The 16,554-nt window shown below is 44.8% G+C and carries 15 protein-coding genes and 1 tRNA gene; 13 read left to right on the top strand and 3 right to left on the bottom strand.

Annotated features, from left to right (window positions below; translation table 11 throughout):
* Positions 1 to 20: 20 nt before the first annotated feature.
* The 5 genes from pstC (at position 21) to JOC37_RS09890 (ending at position 6,448) form a co-directional block, all read left to right on the top strand.
* A complete protein-coding gene (gene pstC, locus JOC37_RS09910) occupies positions 21 to 896 on the top strand; it encodes a phosphate ABC transporter permease subunit PstC (protein WP_204618501.1) in 876 nt (291 codons plus the stop codon).
* Entirely contained in the window at positions 893 to 1,744 is an 852-nt protein-coding gene (gene pstA / locus JOC37_RS09905) for a phosphate ABC transporter permease PstA (RefSeq protein ID WP_204618499.1), read from the top strand. The genes pstC and pstA overlap by 4 nt, the downstream gene beginning before the upstream one ends.
* Positions 1,745 to 2,177: 433 nt before the next feature.
* Positions 2,178 to 2,690 (top strand): NADH-quinone oxidoreductase subunit NuoE, encoded by a 513-nt coding sequence (nuoE, locus tag JOC37_RS09900; protein WP_204618497.1) that lies wholly within the window; start codon positions 2,178 to 2,180, stop codon positions 2,688 to 2,690.
* 12 nt (positions 2,691 to 2,702) lie between these two features.
* On the top strand, positions 2,703 to 4,601 hold the full coding sequence (locus tag JOC37_RS09895) for an NADH-ubiquinone oxidoreductase-F iron-sulfur binding region domain-containing protein (RefSeq protein WP_238480863.1): 1,899 nt from the start codon (positions 2,703 to 2,705) through the stop codon (positions 4,599 to 4,601).
* A gap of 14 nt (positions 4,602 to 4,615) precedes the next feature.
* The gene (locus tag JOC37_RS09890) at positions 4,616 to 6,448 is read left to right on the top strand and encodes an NADH-dependent [FeFe] hydrogenase, group A6 (protein ID WP_204618492.1); all 1,833 of its coding nucleotides are present in this window, start codon (positions 4,616 to 4,618) and stop codon (positions 6,446 to 6,448) included.
* A gap of 71 nt (positions 6,449 to 6,519) precedes the next feature.
* On the opposite strand, the gene JOC37_RS09885 is transcribed toward JOC37_RS09890, so the two are convergent.
* Entirely contained in the window at positions 6,520 to 6,735 is a 216-nt protein-coding gene (locus tag JOC37_RS09885; RefSeq protein ID WP_204618490.1) for a hypothetical protein, read from the bottom strand.
* Between the two features lie 273 nt (positions 6,736 to 7,008).
* Positions 7,009 to 7,896, bottom strand: coding sequence for an Mrp/NBP35 family ATP-binding protein (locus tag JOC37_RS09880; RefSeq protein WP_204618488.1), 888 nt, complete (start codon positions 7,894 to 7,896; stop codon positions 7,009 to 7,011).
* A 152-nt stretch (positions 7,897 to 8,048) separates the two neighbouring features.
* Here JOC37_RS09880 and JOC37_RS09875 point away from each other — a divergent pair, with 152 nt between their 5' ends.
* From JOC37_RS09875 to JOC37_RS09855, 5 genes are all read left to right on the top strand, one after another.
* On the top strand, positions 8,049 to 8,891 hold the full coding sequence (locus tag JOC37_RS09875; protein ID WP_338017372.1) for a histidinol-phosphatase: 843 nt from the start codon (positions 8,049 to 8,051) through the stop codon (positions 8,889 to 8,891).
* 90 nt (positions 8,892 to 8,981) lie between these two features.
* Positions 8,982 to 9,848 carry a DnaD domain-containing protein gene (locus JOC37_RS09870; protein WP_204618486.1) on the top strand — a complete coding sequence of 289 codons (867 nt, stop codon included), beginning with the start codon at positions 8,982 to 8,984 and terminating at the stop codon, positions 9,846 to 9,848.
* Between the two features lie 13 nt (positions 9,849 to 9,861).
* Positions 9,862 to 10,587, top strand: a complete 726-nt coding sequence (locus tag JOC37_RS09865) for an ATP-binding protein (RefSeq protein WP_204618484.1) — start codon at positions 9,862 to 9,864, stop codon at positions 10,585 to 10,587.
* 393 nt (positions 10,588 to 10,980) lie between these two features.
* Positions 10,981 to 11,685, top strand: a complete 705-nt coding sequence (locus JOC37_RS09860; RefSeq protein ID WP_204618482.1) for a cell wall hydrolase — start codon at positions 10,981 to 10,983, stop codon at positions 11,683 to 11,685.
* Positions 11,686 to 11,813: 128 nt separating this feature from the next.
* Positions 11,814 to 13,859, top strand: coding sequence for a PBP1A family penicillin-binding protein (locus JOC37_RS09855; protein WP_204618480.1), 2,046 nt, complete (start codon positions 11,814 to 11,816; stop codon positions 13,857 to 13,859).
* A 71-nt stretch (positions 13,860 to 13,930) separates the two neighbouring features.
* Here JOC37_RS09855 and JOC37_RS09850 read toward each other — a convergent pair whose 3' ends face one another.
* Complete coding sequence (locus tag JOC37_RS09850; protein ID WP_204618478.1) at positions 13,931 to 14,221, bottom strand: hypothetical protein; 291 nt, start codon at positions 14,219 to 14,221, stop codon at positions 13,931 to 13,933.
* 239 nt (positions 14,222 to 14,460) lie between these two features.
* Here JOC37_RS09850 and selD point away from each other — a divergent pair, with 239 nt between their 5' ends.
* The 3 genes from selD (at position 14,461) to JOC37_RS09835 (ending at position 16,431) form a co-directional block, all read left to right on the top strand.
* Complete coding sequence (selD, locus tag JOC37_RS09845; protein ID WP_204618554.1) at positions 14,461 to 15,471, top strand: selenide, water dikinase SelD; 1,011 nt, start codon at positions 14,461 to 14,463, stop codon at positions 15,469 to 15,471.
* Positions 15,472 to 15,485: 14 nt separating this feature from the next.
* A complete protein-coding gene (gene yedF / locus JOC37_RS09840) occupies positions 15,486 to 16,088 on the top strand; it encodes a sulfurtransferase-like selenium metabolism protein YedF (RefSeq protein ID WP_204618476.1) in 603 nt (200 codons plus the stop codon).
* A gap of 265 nt (positions 16,089 to 16,353) precedes the next feature.
* A tRNA-Pro gene (locus JOC37_RS09835) sits at positions 16,354 to 16,431 on the top strand.
* The last annotated feature ends 123 nt before the right edge of the window (positions 16,432 to 16,554 follow it).

Below are 16,554 nucleotides of genomic sequence, written 5' to 3'. Positions count from 1 at the left end.
ATACTTGGGAAGGGATAGCCATGAATAATAAGTTAAGAAACTGGTGGGAAAAAATAATTGAAAAGGCTTTATTGGCCAGTGCAGCAGCTGCCGTTTTGGTGGTCCTGCTTATTTCTGTTTTTATCTTTGCCCAGGGGTGGCCGGTAATTCAAAAATACGGGCTGGGTCATTTTTTGTTCAATCTAGAATGGAAGCCGCTGGCCTACCCGGTGCAGTTTGGAATTTTGCCAATGATTGTGGGTTCCTTCTTGGTTACCTTTGGGGCAATTATTTTAGGTGTACCGCTGGGTGTAGGATGTGCTGTGTTTTTGGCTGAGTTTGCTCCCAAGTGGGTAATCAAAATTGTACGACCGGGTATCGAACTTTTGGCCGGAATTCCCTCAGTGGTTTACGGGTTTTGGGGCTTGATGGTGCTGGTCCCTCTGATTCAACAACACCTGGGCGGCCGGGGTATGTCGGTGCTGGCTGCTTCTATTGTACTGGCAATAATGATATTACCCACAGTAATAAATATATCGGAGGATTCTATCCGGGCGGTGCCCCGGGAGTACAAAGAGGGTTCCTTTGCTTTGGGGGCTACCCATTGGCAAACCATTAAAAAGGTAATCCTGCCGGCGGCCCGGTCCGGTATTCTTACAGCAGTGGTTTTGGGGATGGGGAGGGCCGTCGGTGAAACCATGGCGGTAATACTGGTGGCCGGCAATGCCACCGTGATACCCGGCTCAATGTTAGACATGGTAAGGACTTTAACCGCCCATATTGCCATTGAAATGGGCTATGCCGCCGGTGAGCATTCCCAGGCTTTATTTGCCGCCGGTATGGTTCTCTTTGTAGTAATTATGATATTAAATTCAATGGTACTGTTGATTCCTAAACGGGTAGGTGATGACCGGTGAGAAAATCAGTATTAATCGAAGAAAAGTTGGCCCGGGCCTCCCTGTGGTTGGCAGTAATTTTAACACTGGGCATTTTGTTTCTCATTCTATTTCATATTATCAGCCAGGGAATATTTGGAATCAACTGGGAGTTTTTAACCCAAGCCCCCAAAAAGATGGGTAAAGAGGGGGGGGTTTTACCGGCCATTGTAGGTACCGTTTATCTGGTGGCGGTGGCGCTGGCGGTGGCCACTCCCATAGGTGTGATGGCGGGAATTTATCTCACTGAGTACACCCGTAAGGGGAAACTGGTGAGTACCATCCGTTTTTTCACGGAAACTTTGGCCGGAATTCCTTCCATCGTGTTTGGTTTGTTTGGCTTCCTGTTTTTTGTAATTTTCCTGGAATGGGGTTGGAGTATAATTTCCGGTGGGTTAACGGTGGCTTTTATGATACTGCCTACCATTGTAAGAACCACCGAGGAAGCAATTAAATCCGTTCCCCAGTCTTACCGGGAGGGCAGTTTGGCTTTGGGAGCCACCCGCTGGCAGACTGTTTATAAAATCGTACTGCCCAGTGCGCTGCCCGGAATAGTTACCGGAATTATTCTCGGTATTGGCAGGGTGGTGGGGGAAACGGCGGCGGTTTACCTTACCGCAGGAACGTCGGGATTTATAATTCCTTCATCCGTATGGGACCCGGCCCGCACCCTTTCTGTACACCTGTTTGTTTTAGCTTCGGAGGGTATATCCTTTGAAAAAGCCTATGCCACTGCCGCAGTGCTGATAATGTTGATATTTGTTATCAATTTTATGGCCAATAAATTGATGAATTTAATGATTAAAAGACGCCGGGGGGCTGAGTGCTAGTTCGGCCGGCGGCAAGAACTTGGTGAGCGGTATGCAAATACTGCCGGGTTTAGTAAGATAATATTTTGGGCCTGGGTAAAGGGTGTCAGCCTTCACGGTAACCTTACCGGTAAACCGCTGGGACTGTTCATCATTTTGCTGCCGCTCTTTAAATTAAAATTAAACGCCTTTAATATCTTATATTCTTCACTATATTCTCCACCTTCATGCTTCTGCGTTCCTCACGTATTTTCGTATCAAATCCTTCGCCGCCTTGAACTTCTCGTGTTTTTCGTACCCCTTTTCGAATACTCACTTAGAATATCTTTCCCCTCACATTTAACTTACAAAAAACCAAAAGGGTAGATAATTCCCGGTGAATAATGTTCACCGAGCAGGAAAATACTAGTGTGGAATTCCCAATATTAACGAAAAGTGAGGTGGCATACTGCTGATGGAGGTTGATATTGAAAAATACGAAGCAGAAAACTTTAGAAAGTTAGATAAAATTATTGCTCAATATAAAGAACAGCGGGGCATGCTTATTCGTATTTTACAAAAATCTCAAGAGGTTTTTGGATATCTGCCCTTAAAAGTACAGGCTTATATTGCAGAGAAACTTGATATTCCCATTTCCACCGTAAACGGTGTGGTAAGTTTTTACTCTTTGTTTTCCCAAGAGCCGCAGGGAAAATACACAGTAAGTGTCTGTCTGGGAACCGCCTGTTATGTTAAAGGGGCACAGGAAATTTTAGAGGCCATTAAAAAAGAACTGCAAATAGATGTAGGGGAAACCACCATGGATAATTTGTTTACTTTAAAAGCCACCAGATGTATCGGAGCCTGCGGTTTGGCCCCTGTTATTACCATAAATGACGATATATACGGCAGGCTTACACCGGCCGATATTCCATCCATTCTATACAAGTATACAAGCGCCGATAAAAAAGCCCGGGTAACTCACTAGGAGGTGATAATGTTGTCTTTAACACCTGTCAGGTCCATTGAGGATTTAAGAAAAATCAAAGAAGAAACTTATACGGGTATAAAGCTGCGTTTGAAAGATAGCGCTGTGGAAAGGGAAATTGCCAAATATCACATACTGGTCTGCACCGGTACGGGATGTGCTTCTTCCAAAAGCAAGTTAATACACCAAAAGTTGGAAGATGAAATAAGAAAAAGAAAATTGGAAGATAAGGTTAAGGTAATAAAAACCGGTTGTTTTGGTTTTTGCAAATTAGGACCCATAATTGTTATTCACCCCGATAGAACTTTTTATACCAAAGTTGAATTGGAAGATGTGGATGAGATTCTGGACCAGCATATTGAAAATGGTCAAATAGTTGAAAAACTGCTGTATAAATCTGTAAAAACAGGTGAACTGCAGAAAACGATAGATGAAATAGATTTCTTCAACCATCAAATGCGTATAGCCCTTAGAAATTGTGGCGTTATTAACCCGGAAGATATACGGGAATACATAGCTTTGGACGGTTATATGGCTCTGGCCGATATTTTAACTAAAAAGATTCCGGCCCAAGAAATAATTGAAGAAATTAAGCAGTCGGGGCTGCGCGGGCGCGGTGGTGCCGGTTTCCCCACCGGACTGAAATGGGAATATACCGCTTCTTATGAAGGGGATGAAAAGTTTGTACTGTGTAATGCAGATGAGGGTGACCCGGGGGCCTTTATGGATCGCTCTATTCTGGAAGGTGACCCTCACAGCATTTTGGAAGCAATGATTATTGCCGGGTACTGTATTGGGGCCAAACAGGGATATGTTTATATCAGGGCGGAATATCCCATTGCGGTGGAACGGTTGGAAATTGCCATAGACCAAGCCAGAAGAATTGGTCTTTTGGGTTCCAACATACTGGGTTCGTCTTTTGATTTTGATCTAGACATCAGAATTGGTGCCGGAGCCTTTGTATGTGGGGAAGAAACGGCCCTTATTCAATCGGTGATGGGATTTAGGGGGGAACCGAGGCCAAGGCCGCCTTACCCGGCAGAAGTGGGGCTGTGGGAAAAACCAACTTTAAATAACAATGTAGAAACCTATGCCAATATTCCCGTTATTCTTAGAAAAGGTGCCCGCTGGTTTGCCGGTATCGGAACAAAAGACAGCAAAGGGACTAAAGTTTTCGCCCTGGCCGGGCAGATTAAAAATACAGGGCTGATTGAAGTGCCCATGGGTACTACAGTAAGAACAATTATATACGATATCGGCGGCGGCATCAGCAACGATAAAAATGTTAAAGCAGTTCAATGCGGCGGCCCTTCGGGAGGATGTTTACCGGCGGAAATGCTGGATAAAGAAATAGATTTTAAATCTTTAACCGATATAGGATTGATTATGGGCTCCGGCGGCATGATTGTGATGGATGAAACGGACTGTATGGTTGATATAGCCCGCTTTTACCTGGAGTTTGCCCAGGATGAGTCCTGCGGGAAGTGTGTTCCCTGCAGCATTGGAACAAAGAGGTTATTAGAAATACTGGAAAAAATAAGCAGCGGCCAGGGAGAAATGGAAGACCTGGAAAGACTGGAAAACCTGTGCTATGAAATTAAAGATTCTTCGCTGTGCGGTTTGGGTCAGACGGCACCAAACCCCGTATTAAGCACGTTAAAGTTTTTCCGGGATGAATATATTGCCCACATTAAAGATAAGTACTGCCCGGCCGGGGTTTGTAACGGCCTGTTGAAAGTTGTAATTTCAGACGATAAATGCATTGCCTGCGGTATTTGTGCCCGGATTTGTCCCGTTAATGCCATTACAGGGGAACATAAAAAACCCCCCTTCCGCATTCATCAGGATGTCTGCATTAAGTGCGGTGCATGTATTGCCCGCTGTCCTGTCAATGCCATTTATAAACATTAAAGGTGGTGAAAAAGATGGAAAACATCAGAGAAAATGAAGAACAAAAGCTGGCCGAAAAAACAGTGACAGTAAACATAGACGGAATAGATTATAAAGTACCGGTGGGAATTAGTGTTTTAGAAGCTGCCCGGATGGTGAATATAGAAATTCCCAGTTTGTGTTATTTGAAAGATATTAATGAAATCGGTGCTTGTAGAGTTTGTGTGGTAGAAATCGAGGGGGCCCGCAATCTGCAGGCTTCCTGCGTGTACCCGGTAAGGGAAGGGTTGAAAGTTAAAACCAACACCGAAAGGGTTCGCCGGGCCAGGAGAACGGCCGTAAGCCTGCTGCTGTCTAATCATCACCGGGAGTGTACAACTTGCATAAGAAACCTGAACTGCGAACTGCAAAATTTAGCCGATGACTTGGGCATTAGAAATATACCCTTTACCGGCGAAATGAAAGACTATGGTTTTCACGATAACAACCCGGCAATTCAAAGGGATTATAATAAGTGTATTAACTGCCGCCGCTGTATGGCAATCTGCAATAAAATACAGGAATGCTATGTGTATACTCCCATTAACCGCGGGTTGGATACCGTTATTGCCCCCGCATTTCAAAAAGATTTGTCTGAAGTGAGCTGCATTATGTGCGGGCAGTGTGTACTGGCCTGTCCCACCGGCTCTTTAACTGAAAAGGAACATATTAACGAAGTGTGGGAAGCAATCTCAGACCCGGATAAATATGTAATTGCGCAAACCGCGCCTTCTATTCAGGTGACCATCGGTGAAGTTTTCGGCATGCCCATAGGTTCCTTTGTGGCCGGTAAATTAGTGGCCGCCCTCAGAAGAATCGGTTTTGATAAGGTTTTTGCCACCGACGTAACAGCAGATTTAACTATTATGGAAGAAGGCAGCGAGTTGGTGGAAAGGCTGCTGCATCACCCGGATAAGTTACCTCTGCTTTCTTCCTGCTGCCCTGGCTGGGTAAAATTTGCCGAGCATTTCTACCCGGAGTTCCTGCCTCATTTATCATCTACCAAATCTCCCCACGCCATGTGCGGTGCTTTAACTAAATCGTGGTATGCAAAAAAATACGGCTTTGATCCGAAAAAAATTGTCAATGTGGCCATAATGCCCTGCACGGCCAAAAAATATGAGGCCGCCCGGCCTGAATTGGAGTGTGATGGGTACAGAAATGTTGATTATGTACTGACCACAAGGGAATTGGCCCGGATGATCAGGCAGGTGGGCTTGGATTTTCCCAACCTGCCTGATGAAGAATATGATGAACCCTTTGACCAATACAGCGGGGCAGCCATGATATTTGGAGCCACAGGAGGAGTTTTGGAAGCCGCTGTGCGCAGTGCCCACAAGTTGATAACCGGCAAAGATATGCCGGTTCCGGATTATGAAGAGGCCAGGGGACAGAGCGGTTTAAAATATGGAACGATAACTTTTGGCGATAAAACTATTACGGTAGCAATTGCCCACGGCACCGGGAATGCCAAAAAGGCCTTAGAGCTGTTTAAAAGCGGGGAAAAGCATTTTGACTATATGGAAGTTATGGCCTGCCCGGGTGGATGCGTAGGCGGTGGAGGACAGCCTATTTTAGGCGGCAGAGATTATAAATATATTTCTCTAAGTTATCGCCATAATCGTGCCGATGCTTTATACAATATAGACAGGGACAAAGAAATAAGGTACTCCCATGAAAACCCCAGGATACAGCAGATTTATAAGGAATTTTTAGGCCAGCCTTTATCGGAAGTGGCCAAAAAATATTTGCACACCACTTATGTTCCCCGCGGAGTGCATCCGTATTTGAAAAAAGAACAATTCTATAAAGGGTTTAGCGAAAATTAAAACCGGTGGAATAATGCCGCAGTAATTCTTCTGCGGTATTATTCTTTAATTTAACGGTAACACTAACCGGGTTAATTTTCTTTAATTATTTGTTCTGCCCTTGCGTGCATATTAGGAAATAAGTCTGCCGGGACAAACTGCTTACCCAGTTTAGATGCTATCATGTATCTTGCACACTTATTTTTATCTCCTAAACAGTATCTTTCTTTGTACATTTTGCCTAAAGCGCTTTCTATATCCATCTTGTTGTTGTAAAAAGGACATCCTTTCAAATACTCGCAGTGCATTTTTTGCCCTCCTGCAAATAGCATTATTTAAAACGTGTTTTTTATATATGTGGTATAGTACTATGGGATATAATTGATTTTCAATATTAGACATTAAAAAAGCTGATAATTTATATTTTTTCTATTCAGGAAATTAACTTGATATTGCCTGCTGAAGGGTTTAATGAAAAAGGGCGCACCTAACAGGTGTACCCTTTTTATGTATAACTTAATGGCAGATTTGCTGTGATAATGTAATATAACAGGAATTATAATATTTATATAGAATATGGTTTAAGAAGCATTATTAACCAATTTTTTTACCAGTTCAGGAATATTTTTAAAGGCATCGATTTCGTATTCTTCAATTCTACCCTTGTCGCACAGCTCGGAGAATTTAGGATCAATAGGCAGTGTAGCCAGCATGGGCAGGCCTAATTTAGCAGCTGTTTCACCGTGACCTTGGCCAAAGATTTGAGATTCTTTACCGCAGTGCGGGCAAACATAGTAGCTCATATTTTCAACCATACCTAAGATGGGAATGGGAGGCTCCATAAGGCTTACCATTTTAACTGCTTTACGTACCACCATGGAAGCCAGATCCTGCGGTGATGTAACGATAACCAGGGCGTTAAGCGGGATTTGCTGCATTACTGTCAGTGGAACGTCACCAGTGCCCGGAGGCAGGTCTAACAACAGATAGTCCAGTTTACCCCATTCAACGTCTGTCCAAAATTGTTTAACAGCACCGGACAAAATGGGACCGCGCCAAATTACAGGGTCATCTTCATTTTCCAAAAGCAGGTTTAAGGACATAATTTTAATGTTTAAAATGGGACTTTTAGGCGGTTCAAAGCCTATGCCGGTACCTTTGCCCGGTCTATCCATAACACCAAACATTTTCGGAATGCTGGGACCGGTAATGTCGGCGTCCAGTATGCCCACCTTGTAACCCTGCTTGGCTAAACTAACCGCCATTAAAGATGTAACTGAGGATTTGCCGACACCACCCTTACCGCTCATGATAGCGATGATATTTTCGACCATGGTGGAGTCATTGGCGGCTAGTTTTTCGGGACCTGCACAACTGTTTCCGGTACTGCAGCTGTTTCCGCTGCTGCAACTGCTGGCGCTGCAAGAACCGTTTTGATTGTCTTGGCAACCTGTGCATTTTTCATCCATCATACGTTCCCCCTATCTGATATGGACATTGTTTCATAATCATAATATTACCGGTTTAGAAATAAGTCAATACGTATTTGGGATATATTATATATTTAATATTTGATTCTTTTAAAAATATACTACCGGATTAGGAGGTATATAAAATTTTAGTGGATTATCACGTGCATCCCAATTATTCTATTGATGCCCAGCAGCATTCCATTGATATGTTTTGCAACCGGGCGGTAGAATTAAACCTTGCGGAAATATGTTTTACCCCCCATTTTGAATGCGACCCGGTGCGCAGGCAAAAGGACTGGTTTGTAAGGTTAAATGGTGTCATACATCCTATGGAATGTTGGCAGTGGATTGATTGCTATTTTGAAGAAATAGAAAGGGCCAGGGTTAAATATACTCCCCTTGGTTTAAAGGTAAAGGCGGGGGTGGAAATTGGCTATGACCTTGGGTTGGAAAGCACCATCGAGCGGTTGGTAAATTCCTATCCCTTTGATTATATTTTAGGTTCTGTACACTGTTTGAACCATTGTGCTATTTCCAACCGGGTGGAGAGTGGTAGTTATTTTGCTGGGAAAACGGTGGAACAAGTGATTCAAGATTATTACTATTTAATAGAGCAAATGGTAAAGACAAAGTTATTTGATTGTGTTGGGCATATTGATTTATACCGCCGCTATGGTTTGCAGTACCTGGGCCCGGAAATTGAATTGGTTCGCCGTGATGTGGTAGAACCGATATTGAAAAAAATTTCCCAATTCAACATGGGGTTAGAAATAAATACATCCAGCAGGCGCCGCGGCCACCGGGAATTTCATCCCGGTTCCCAATTGTTGAATCTGGCCATAAAATGCGGTGTAAAAATATTCACCCTGGGTTCCGATGCCCACGGTTTATCCCAGCTGGGGGAGGGAATTTCCGAGGCTTGGTCAATGTTAAAGGGCCTGGGACAGGATATAACTGTGTATAGTGGACGTAAGCCCAGAGCAGTTTCCTAGACGGCACCTGATAGCAAATATATCCTATGGACAAATTAACCTTTTGTACCATAAAATATATATGTTGCTTTTTAGGGAGGTGACTGAGTTATGACATTGAAAAATAAGGCTGTCAAAAAATACCGGGCAGGTAATATTACTGCCGCTTTTGGAGCAGATTTGCTGGTGACCGGCTCCACCAGTGTGCCTAACCTCCTGCTTAAATATTATACTAAACTGGATATTACTGACAGTGAAATGATGTTATTAATTCAGCTGCTCAGGCTGCGCACCGAGGAAAAAAATCTTTTTCCCACAGCGGAAGAACTTGATCCATATGTAAACGGTGGGGCCGAGCAGGTGCAGTATTTAATAGATAGTTTGTTGGATAAAGAACTGCTTTCCATCACCCAGTATTATGATTTTGGTAAGGATATGGTGGTGGATGGGCTTGATTTTGAGCCGCTGTATGAGAAATTATCCGAGCTGTGGGCTTGTGATAAGGTGAAGGAAATAGAAGAAACCAAAAACATTTTGGACAGATTGCATCAATACAGATCCGCTGATCAACTGCCAGTAAAGGAAAGCAAGTCACCGCTGAGGGAAGACCAACCGAAGGGACAGGTTTTGAATATATGTGCCCTTTTTGAACGGGAATTTGCCCGGCCGTTATCACCGATGGAGGTGGAGCGCATCCGCCACTGGATGGATGAAATAGACAGTGTATTAATTATAGAAGCGCTGCGCCGGGCAGTGCTGCTGGGTAAAAGCAATTTCCGTTATATAGATGCGATTTTAATGGAGTGGCGGAAAAATAATTTGCGTACCCTGCATGATATTAACCGGTATGATGAGGAATTCAAAAAGCGCCGGATCGGTCGCGGTTATTCCGGCAGCAGAAAAAGCCAGGAGAAAAGAATGGCAGCGGAAAGTGATAAAGAGCGCAAAAAGCTGTATGACGCGCTTTTGATGAGTTAACCGAGGTGGTAAAATGGCTGAGTGCCGTTACTGTGGTGGTACCGGGTTGGTGATGAAGGGTGATAAGGCAGTGCGATGTGCCTGCGTGCGGGATAAAATAAAGGAAGCGGCCTATGCCCAATCCGGTTTAACGCCTTTAATGAGGGGTTTTACCTTTGAAAACTTTGATTTTAAATATTATTCCCCGGACAAGTTTGATAAGGTTAAAGGAGTTAGTTATGCCCAAACAGCCCAGATAACCTATAAAGCAGCCCGGGAATTTGTGGATAAGTTTTTACAAAACCGCCATACCGAAGGACTGCTGTTTACCGGCCCGGTGGGAAGCGGTAAAACTTTTTTAGCCTGTGCCATAGCCAATGCCGTGCTGGAAAAAGGGGGGCAGGTATTATTTGTGGTGGTGCCCGATTTGCTGGATAAAATCCGGGCTACCTATGACATCCAGCACAGAGAATTAACTGAGCAAAGCATAATTGATGCTGCCAGGGAGATCCCCCTGTTGATACTGGATGACCTGGGAGTGCACAATTACACCCAGTGGACAATCAATAAATTATATTCCATTATTAATTACCGGCTTAATTATCAATTACCAACGGTTATTACCACCAATTTATCTGTGGCGGAACTTTCGGAACACCTGGGCGAGCGCACGGCGTCAAGGCTGTTTCAAATGTGCAAGTTTTACCGGCTGTTGGTTGACAACAATATACGCTATTTAAAAAGAATTGAAAGCAGGTAAGGGGTGGCTGTTTAGCCGCTCCTTTTTTTTAAGCGGTGGCAGATACTGCCGGGATCAGCAGGACGACTTTTTCAGGGCAGACCGGCAGCCGGCGAATAAAATGATTATCAAGAGAGATACTACAATCATTATGAGAGCACAAACACAAAACTGGTATAAGCATCGCCACCTTTGTTACCACTCCCGTTGACTTAAAGGCCATTGCCCCTGAAAAATGTTAAAACCCTGCAAAAAGGAGCGTTGTATGGTGGAATAGGGTTAGGCATCGGGGCGCTGTTGATACACAAAACCGCATCCGCTAATGGAAGCGGTTTTTTTATGGTTAAATTTTCATGTATATGGATAAGCTTATATTGACAAAATATAACTCGTAGCCGGGAAAAGGAGGAAAAAATGTACAAAAAAATCCGTATGCTCGCCGTTTCATTGACAGTGATGATGACGGTCACAGCGGTGCTGACCGGGGCAGCAATGGCCGGTGAGGGTTCGGACACTATTGCCACCCAGGTGGCCCAAGGAGAACCATCTAATCCAGACATGTCATATATAGTGCAGGAGGGAGACACCCTTTACGGAATTAGCAGGAAGTTTAATCTAACTGTTGCATCACTGATGCGTTATAATGGCTTGGATAACACTACCATTTTGGTGGGGCAGAAGTTATATTTACCTTTAGAAAATCCACCGGCAGTGGCGGTGATATCCAGGAGTAAAGTTAACATTTCACTGGAAGAAGTTGATTTATTGGCCCGGTTGATTCATGCCGAAGCCCGCGGTGAAAGTTTTGTGGGTAAAGTGGCAGTGGGGGCGGTGATATTAAACCGCCTTAAAAGCCCTTATTTTCCTCATACCATTAAAGAAGTGATTATGCAAAAAAACCATCGCGTATATCAATTTAGCCCGGTGGGTGACGGGTCAATAAATCTAAAACCGGACAAAAGCTCTAAACTGGCGGCAATACAGGCATTAAAGGGTGATGATCCCACCAATGGTGCGCTGTTTTTTTATAACCCCAATGCCAGTTCAGACACGTGGATTCGAACTCTGCCTGTTATAACTAGGATAGGTAATCACGTATTTGCTTCTATAAAGGCTTAGTGAGGTAAGCACTGGCGGTTAACGGCCAGCGTTGCAAAAAGGAACCGGCGGTATTGATACCCTGTACAGTAAAGGGCGCAGTAACTGCGTCCTTTATCCTTTAGGTGTTGTAGATGAGGGGTGAGCCAGTGGAACAGAGCAGAAGATTGCCCGTTTTTTTAATAACAATTTTTTGTTTGTTAACACTGGTGGGCTGCAGTTTGCAAACCGGGCTGCCTGAACCTAAAGTGCCGGTGGCATCCCGGGTGCTGGATTCATCCGGCCGGTTAATTACCACCATTGGTGAATACAACCGCATTCCCGTCAAGCTGGAAGAGATATCGCCGTATATGAGGCAGGCCATTGTAGCGGTGGAAGATGCCCGGTTTTATAAACACCCGGGTGTAGATCCCGTTGGTTTATTAAGGGCTGTGTATCACAATATCAGGGCCGGGAAACTGGTGGAAGGGGGCAGTACCATTACCCAGCAGCTGGCCAAAAATTTATACCTCAGTCACCAGCGCACCTTGTCTCGAAAAGTTAAAGAAATGTACTATGCCATACTGCTGGAACGTTACTATACAAAAGATGAAATTTTAAATAAATATTTAAATACGGTGTATTTTGGCCGGGGGTGCTACGGTGTTGAAGCGGCAGCCGGTAAATTTTTTAATAAAAGGGCTAAAGATTTGACAGCGGCGGAAAGTGCCATGCTGGCCGGTTTTGTAAAAGCACCCAGTATCTATTCCGACCCCGGTAACATTGAAGCAGCTCGTAAAAGGCAGAAAACTGTATTAAAAAGAATGTACGAGCTTAATTTCATAGATGAGAAGACGTTAAAGAAGGCCCAAAATGAACCCGTAAATATAGTGCCGGTACCGCCTCACGCCGGCGAAGCGGGGTATTTTATCGCCCAACTGCTGAAACAGCTGGATGAAGTACTGCCCGGCGGGAAGGATATTTTGTATACCGGGGGATTGGAAATAGAAACTACTTTGGATTTGGATATGCAGAAGGCGGCAGAGGAAGCGGTAGATATGCGGTTAAAAAATGAAGATGATGAGCTGCAGGCTGCCCTGGTGGCCATTAATCCTGCCAACGGGTATGTGGTGGCCATGGTGGGGGGAAAAGATTACAGCCAAAGCCAGTACAACCGGGCCTTAGCCGCCCGGCAGCCCGGTTCCGCCTTTAAACCCTTTGTTTATGCTGCAGCCCTGGAACACGGGTTTACGGCGGCCAGCACTTTTTTTTGCGGGCCGGTTGAATACCCGCAGTTTGATAACAAACCTTACAAACCCACTGATTACGGGGGCGGCTACCATAACCGGTACTTTACGCTGAAAGAAGCCTTAAAAATATCGGATAATGTGGTGGCGGTACAGCTGAATGTTCAAATTGGCCCCAGGGTTGTGGCGGACTTAGCCAGGCGCCTGGGTATAAAGAGCCAGTTAAAGGCTTACCCATCCCTGGCCTTGGGAACATCGGAAGTAACCCCTATGGAGCTGGCCAACGCCTATGCGGTATTTGCCGGCGGTGGGATACTGGCCGAACCGATATATTTTACCCGGGTAAAGGACAGCAGGGGGCAGGTGCTGGTAAGCCGCCGCAGTAAGCTGTCCAGGGTGATGGATGAAAAACATGCCTATATCATTACTGACATGCTGAAAAGTGTATTTGAGCCGGGAGGAACAGCTTCAAACTTAAATATTAACCGCCCGGCAGCGGGAAAAACAGGCACCACTGATAACTATCACGATGCCTGGTTTGTGGGTTATACTCCGGAACTGGTGGCAGCAGTTTATGTGGGATATGATAAGGATGAAAAAGGACAGGTCAGGATCGTTGGCACCGGGGGGCAAAAAGCGGGGCCTATTTGGGAACTTTTCATGAGCAAAGCATTAAGTGATAAGCCCCAAAAAGAATTTACAGTGCCCAAGGGTATTGTGTTTAAAGAAGTGTGTACCAGAGATGGCCTGCTGGCGTCACCGGCCAGCACCGGTGTAATAAAGGCAGCCTTTGAAGAAGGTACAGAACCGGTGGTGTACTGTACCGGTGATGTAAACTGGCAGAAATATCCGCGGCTCTTTGATGAACAGTCAAATCAAATTGATTTTCCCGCGGAAATTCCCTGGTCCAATCCCATACTTAGAAACAGGAATTTTACAAACAAGCGTTACAGAGACCACCGGTTTTAGAACCGCAGCATTTTGCAGGGAAATTAACTTAAAAGGACTTGTTTCCACTGGAAACAAGTCCTTTTAAGCGGTTAAGCCGGTGAACGGTTCTTTTTTCTCCTTTGCTCGGCCAATGCTGCCTCCACCATGTTTAACGGGTTGTTATCACCAATGTGGCGAATAGTTCCATTAGCTTGAAAACGTACAATATTTCGATAACGACCGTCAAAAAATTCCAGCATACCGCTGTTTGCGTCCCAACTCAATGCCTGTAACTCTAAAAAATTACCTTCCCAATCCTTACCAAAGGGTGAATCTTCAACATAGGCAATGGCCTCTTCTGCCGTCAAGTGCTTAAACCAATTAGGTGAAACGTTTTTCATGTTTGCAACCCACCTTATAGTTGTATAATACTCCGGCATTCTCAAAGTAGTTTAACCAATAACTCGTTTCCATATGCAGATGACACACCTTCATAACCAACAGTTAACAAAAGCACAATGTAAAAAAGTATTACCAAATAGAATATAAGAAATAAAGGATAATTTCAACTAGAAATAAAAATACTTTTAGAAGATAGGGGGTGTGGCCTGTGTCGGCAAAAGAAGCTAAATTAACCCAGATGACCAAAGCCTCTGGGTGAGCGGCAAAAATAGGGCCGGAGACCCTGTCGCAGGTGCTGCGACAATTGCCGAAGATAGACGACCCCAACCTGATGGTGGGGCTTGAAAATTCCGATGATGCAGCGGTATATCGCATAACTGATGATACAGCCATTATACAAACCTTGGACTTTTTTCCTCCCATGGTGGATGATCCGTATATTTTTGGGCAAATTGCTGCTGCCAATGCTTTAAGCGATGTTTATGCCATGGGCGGGCGCCCGGTGATGGCGTTAAATATAGTCTGCTTTCCCAACTGCTTGGATACAGCTGTACTAGAGGAAATTCTGCGGGGCGGAGCAGATAAAGTGAGCGAAGCCGGGGCGGTAATAGCAGGTGGGCATTCGGTAGAAGATGACGAACCCAAATATGGCCTGGCTGTTACTGGCCTGGTGCATCCGGATAGGATGCTGTCTAACGGTGGGGCTTTGCCCGGCGATGTACTGGTGCTGACTAAACCCCTGGGCACGGGAATTGTTAACACTGCTGTGAAGGGTAACTTGGCATCACAAGAAACTTCATCACTGGCTGTCAAGTATATGGCTATGTTAAATAATAAAGCCGGTCAAGTGATGAATAAAGTGGGAGTAAATGCCTGTACGGATATAACCGGTTTTGGCCTGCTGGGGCATGCGGCGGAAATGGCCAGGGCCAGTAATGCAGCAATGGAATTCTGGTCCTCGGAATGCCCGGTGATTCCCGGTGTAATTGAATTGGCCCAGATGGGCATGATACCTGCTGGGGCATATAACAACCGTCAGCATTTGGGAGATGGCGTAACCTTTGCTGATTCTGTACCCCGGGAAATGCAGGACATAATGTTTGACCCGCAGACATCCGGGGGATTGTTAATTAGCGTGCCGGAGCATAAAGCAGACCGGCTTTTAAACTTGTTAAAGGAAAGTCAGGTTGATGCAGTTACCGTAGGCCGGGTTACTTCCGGCGGGGGACAGTTGATTAAAGTTAAATAGAGGGAGGTTAAATTGTGAACAAAGAAGTAAACAACTGCGGTTTGGCCTGCCCGCAGCCGGTGATTAATACCAAAAGGGCACTGGATGAAATAGAATCCGGCGTGGTGGTTTCTATTGTAGATAACCAGGTGGCCAAAGAAAATGTAACTAGGTTTGCCCAAAATGCCGGGTATGATGTTTCCGTTGCCGAAAAGGACAATAAATTTATCATTACCATTACCAAGGGGGAAGGTGTTCAAACGGAAGCAGAATCAGATGAGGTGATTTCCTGTGTGCCTGCCGGCGGTACAATATACTTAATCACCACCGACTCCTTGGGCCAGGGCTCACCGGAACTGGGGTACACTTTAATGAAAAGTTTTTTCGCATCGATTAAAGAAACTAAACCAGCCCCGGCGGCGCTGATATTTATGAACTCTGGGGTGAAGCTGGCTTGTTCAGGCTGCAAAATGGTGGAAGATTTACTGGCGCTGCAGCAAAAGGGCACCGAAATACTGGCCTGCGGTACGTGTTTGGATTACTATAAAATTAAGGAACAGCTGGCAGTGGGAAAAGTCAGCAACATGTTTGAGATAGTAGAAAAAATGGGAACGGGAAAAGTAATAACCATAGCCTAGCGGCAGGTGTAAAGACAGCAGAGGATCAGGATATGGTGGAAAAAACGGTGGGTTATTAATGCAAGGGTACCGCAGAGGTACCCTTAATAAAAAATATATTAATTTAATGTTGACTTTTAGATATTATTGGTGCATAATATTATATGCGTCAACGGGATGTAGCTCAGTTTGGCAGAGCATATTAACCTAAAAGGCACTTTTTTACCAATGGTAGTATATATTGACATTAGGCTAATTTTGTAGCATAATAATAATTGTAGTTTGACGGGATGTAGCTCAGTTTGGCTAGAGCGCACGCTTCGGGAGCGTGAGGTCGCAGGTTCAAGTCCTGTCATCCCGACCAGTAATCCTCACTGGAAACCCAGTGAGGATTTTTATGTGTGCCCGGCATGGGCAATGTCTATAGGGTGAAAGTCCCGAACGTTGAAGGTAGCAGTAAACGTTAGCTTAAGGCAAGGGTGTCCGC

The organism is Desulforadius tongensis, assembly GCF_016907915.1.
Classification (GTDB): Bacteria; Bacillota; Desulfotomaculia; order Desulfotomaculales; family Desulfohalotomaculaceae; genus Desulforadius; species Desulforadius tongensis.
Note: the sequence above shows the minus strand (reverse complement) of the source record. Positions and strands in the feature narration are given on the sequence as shown.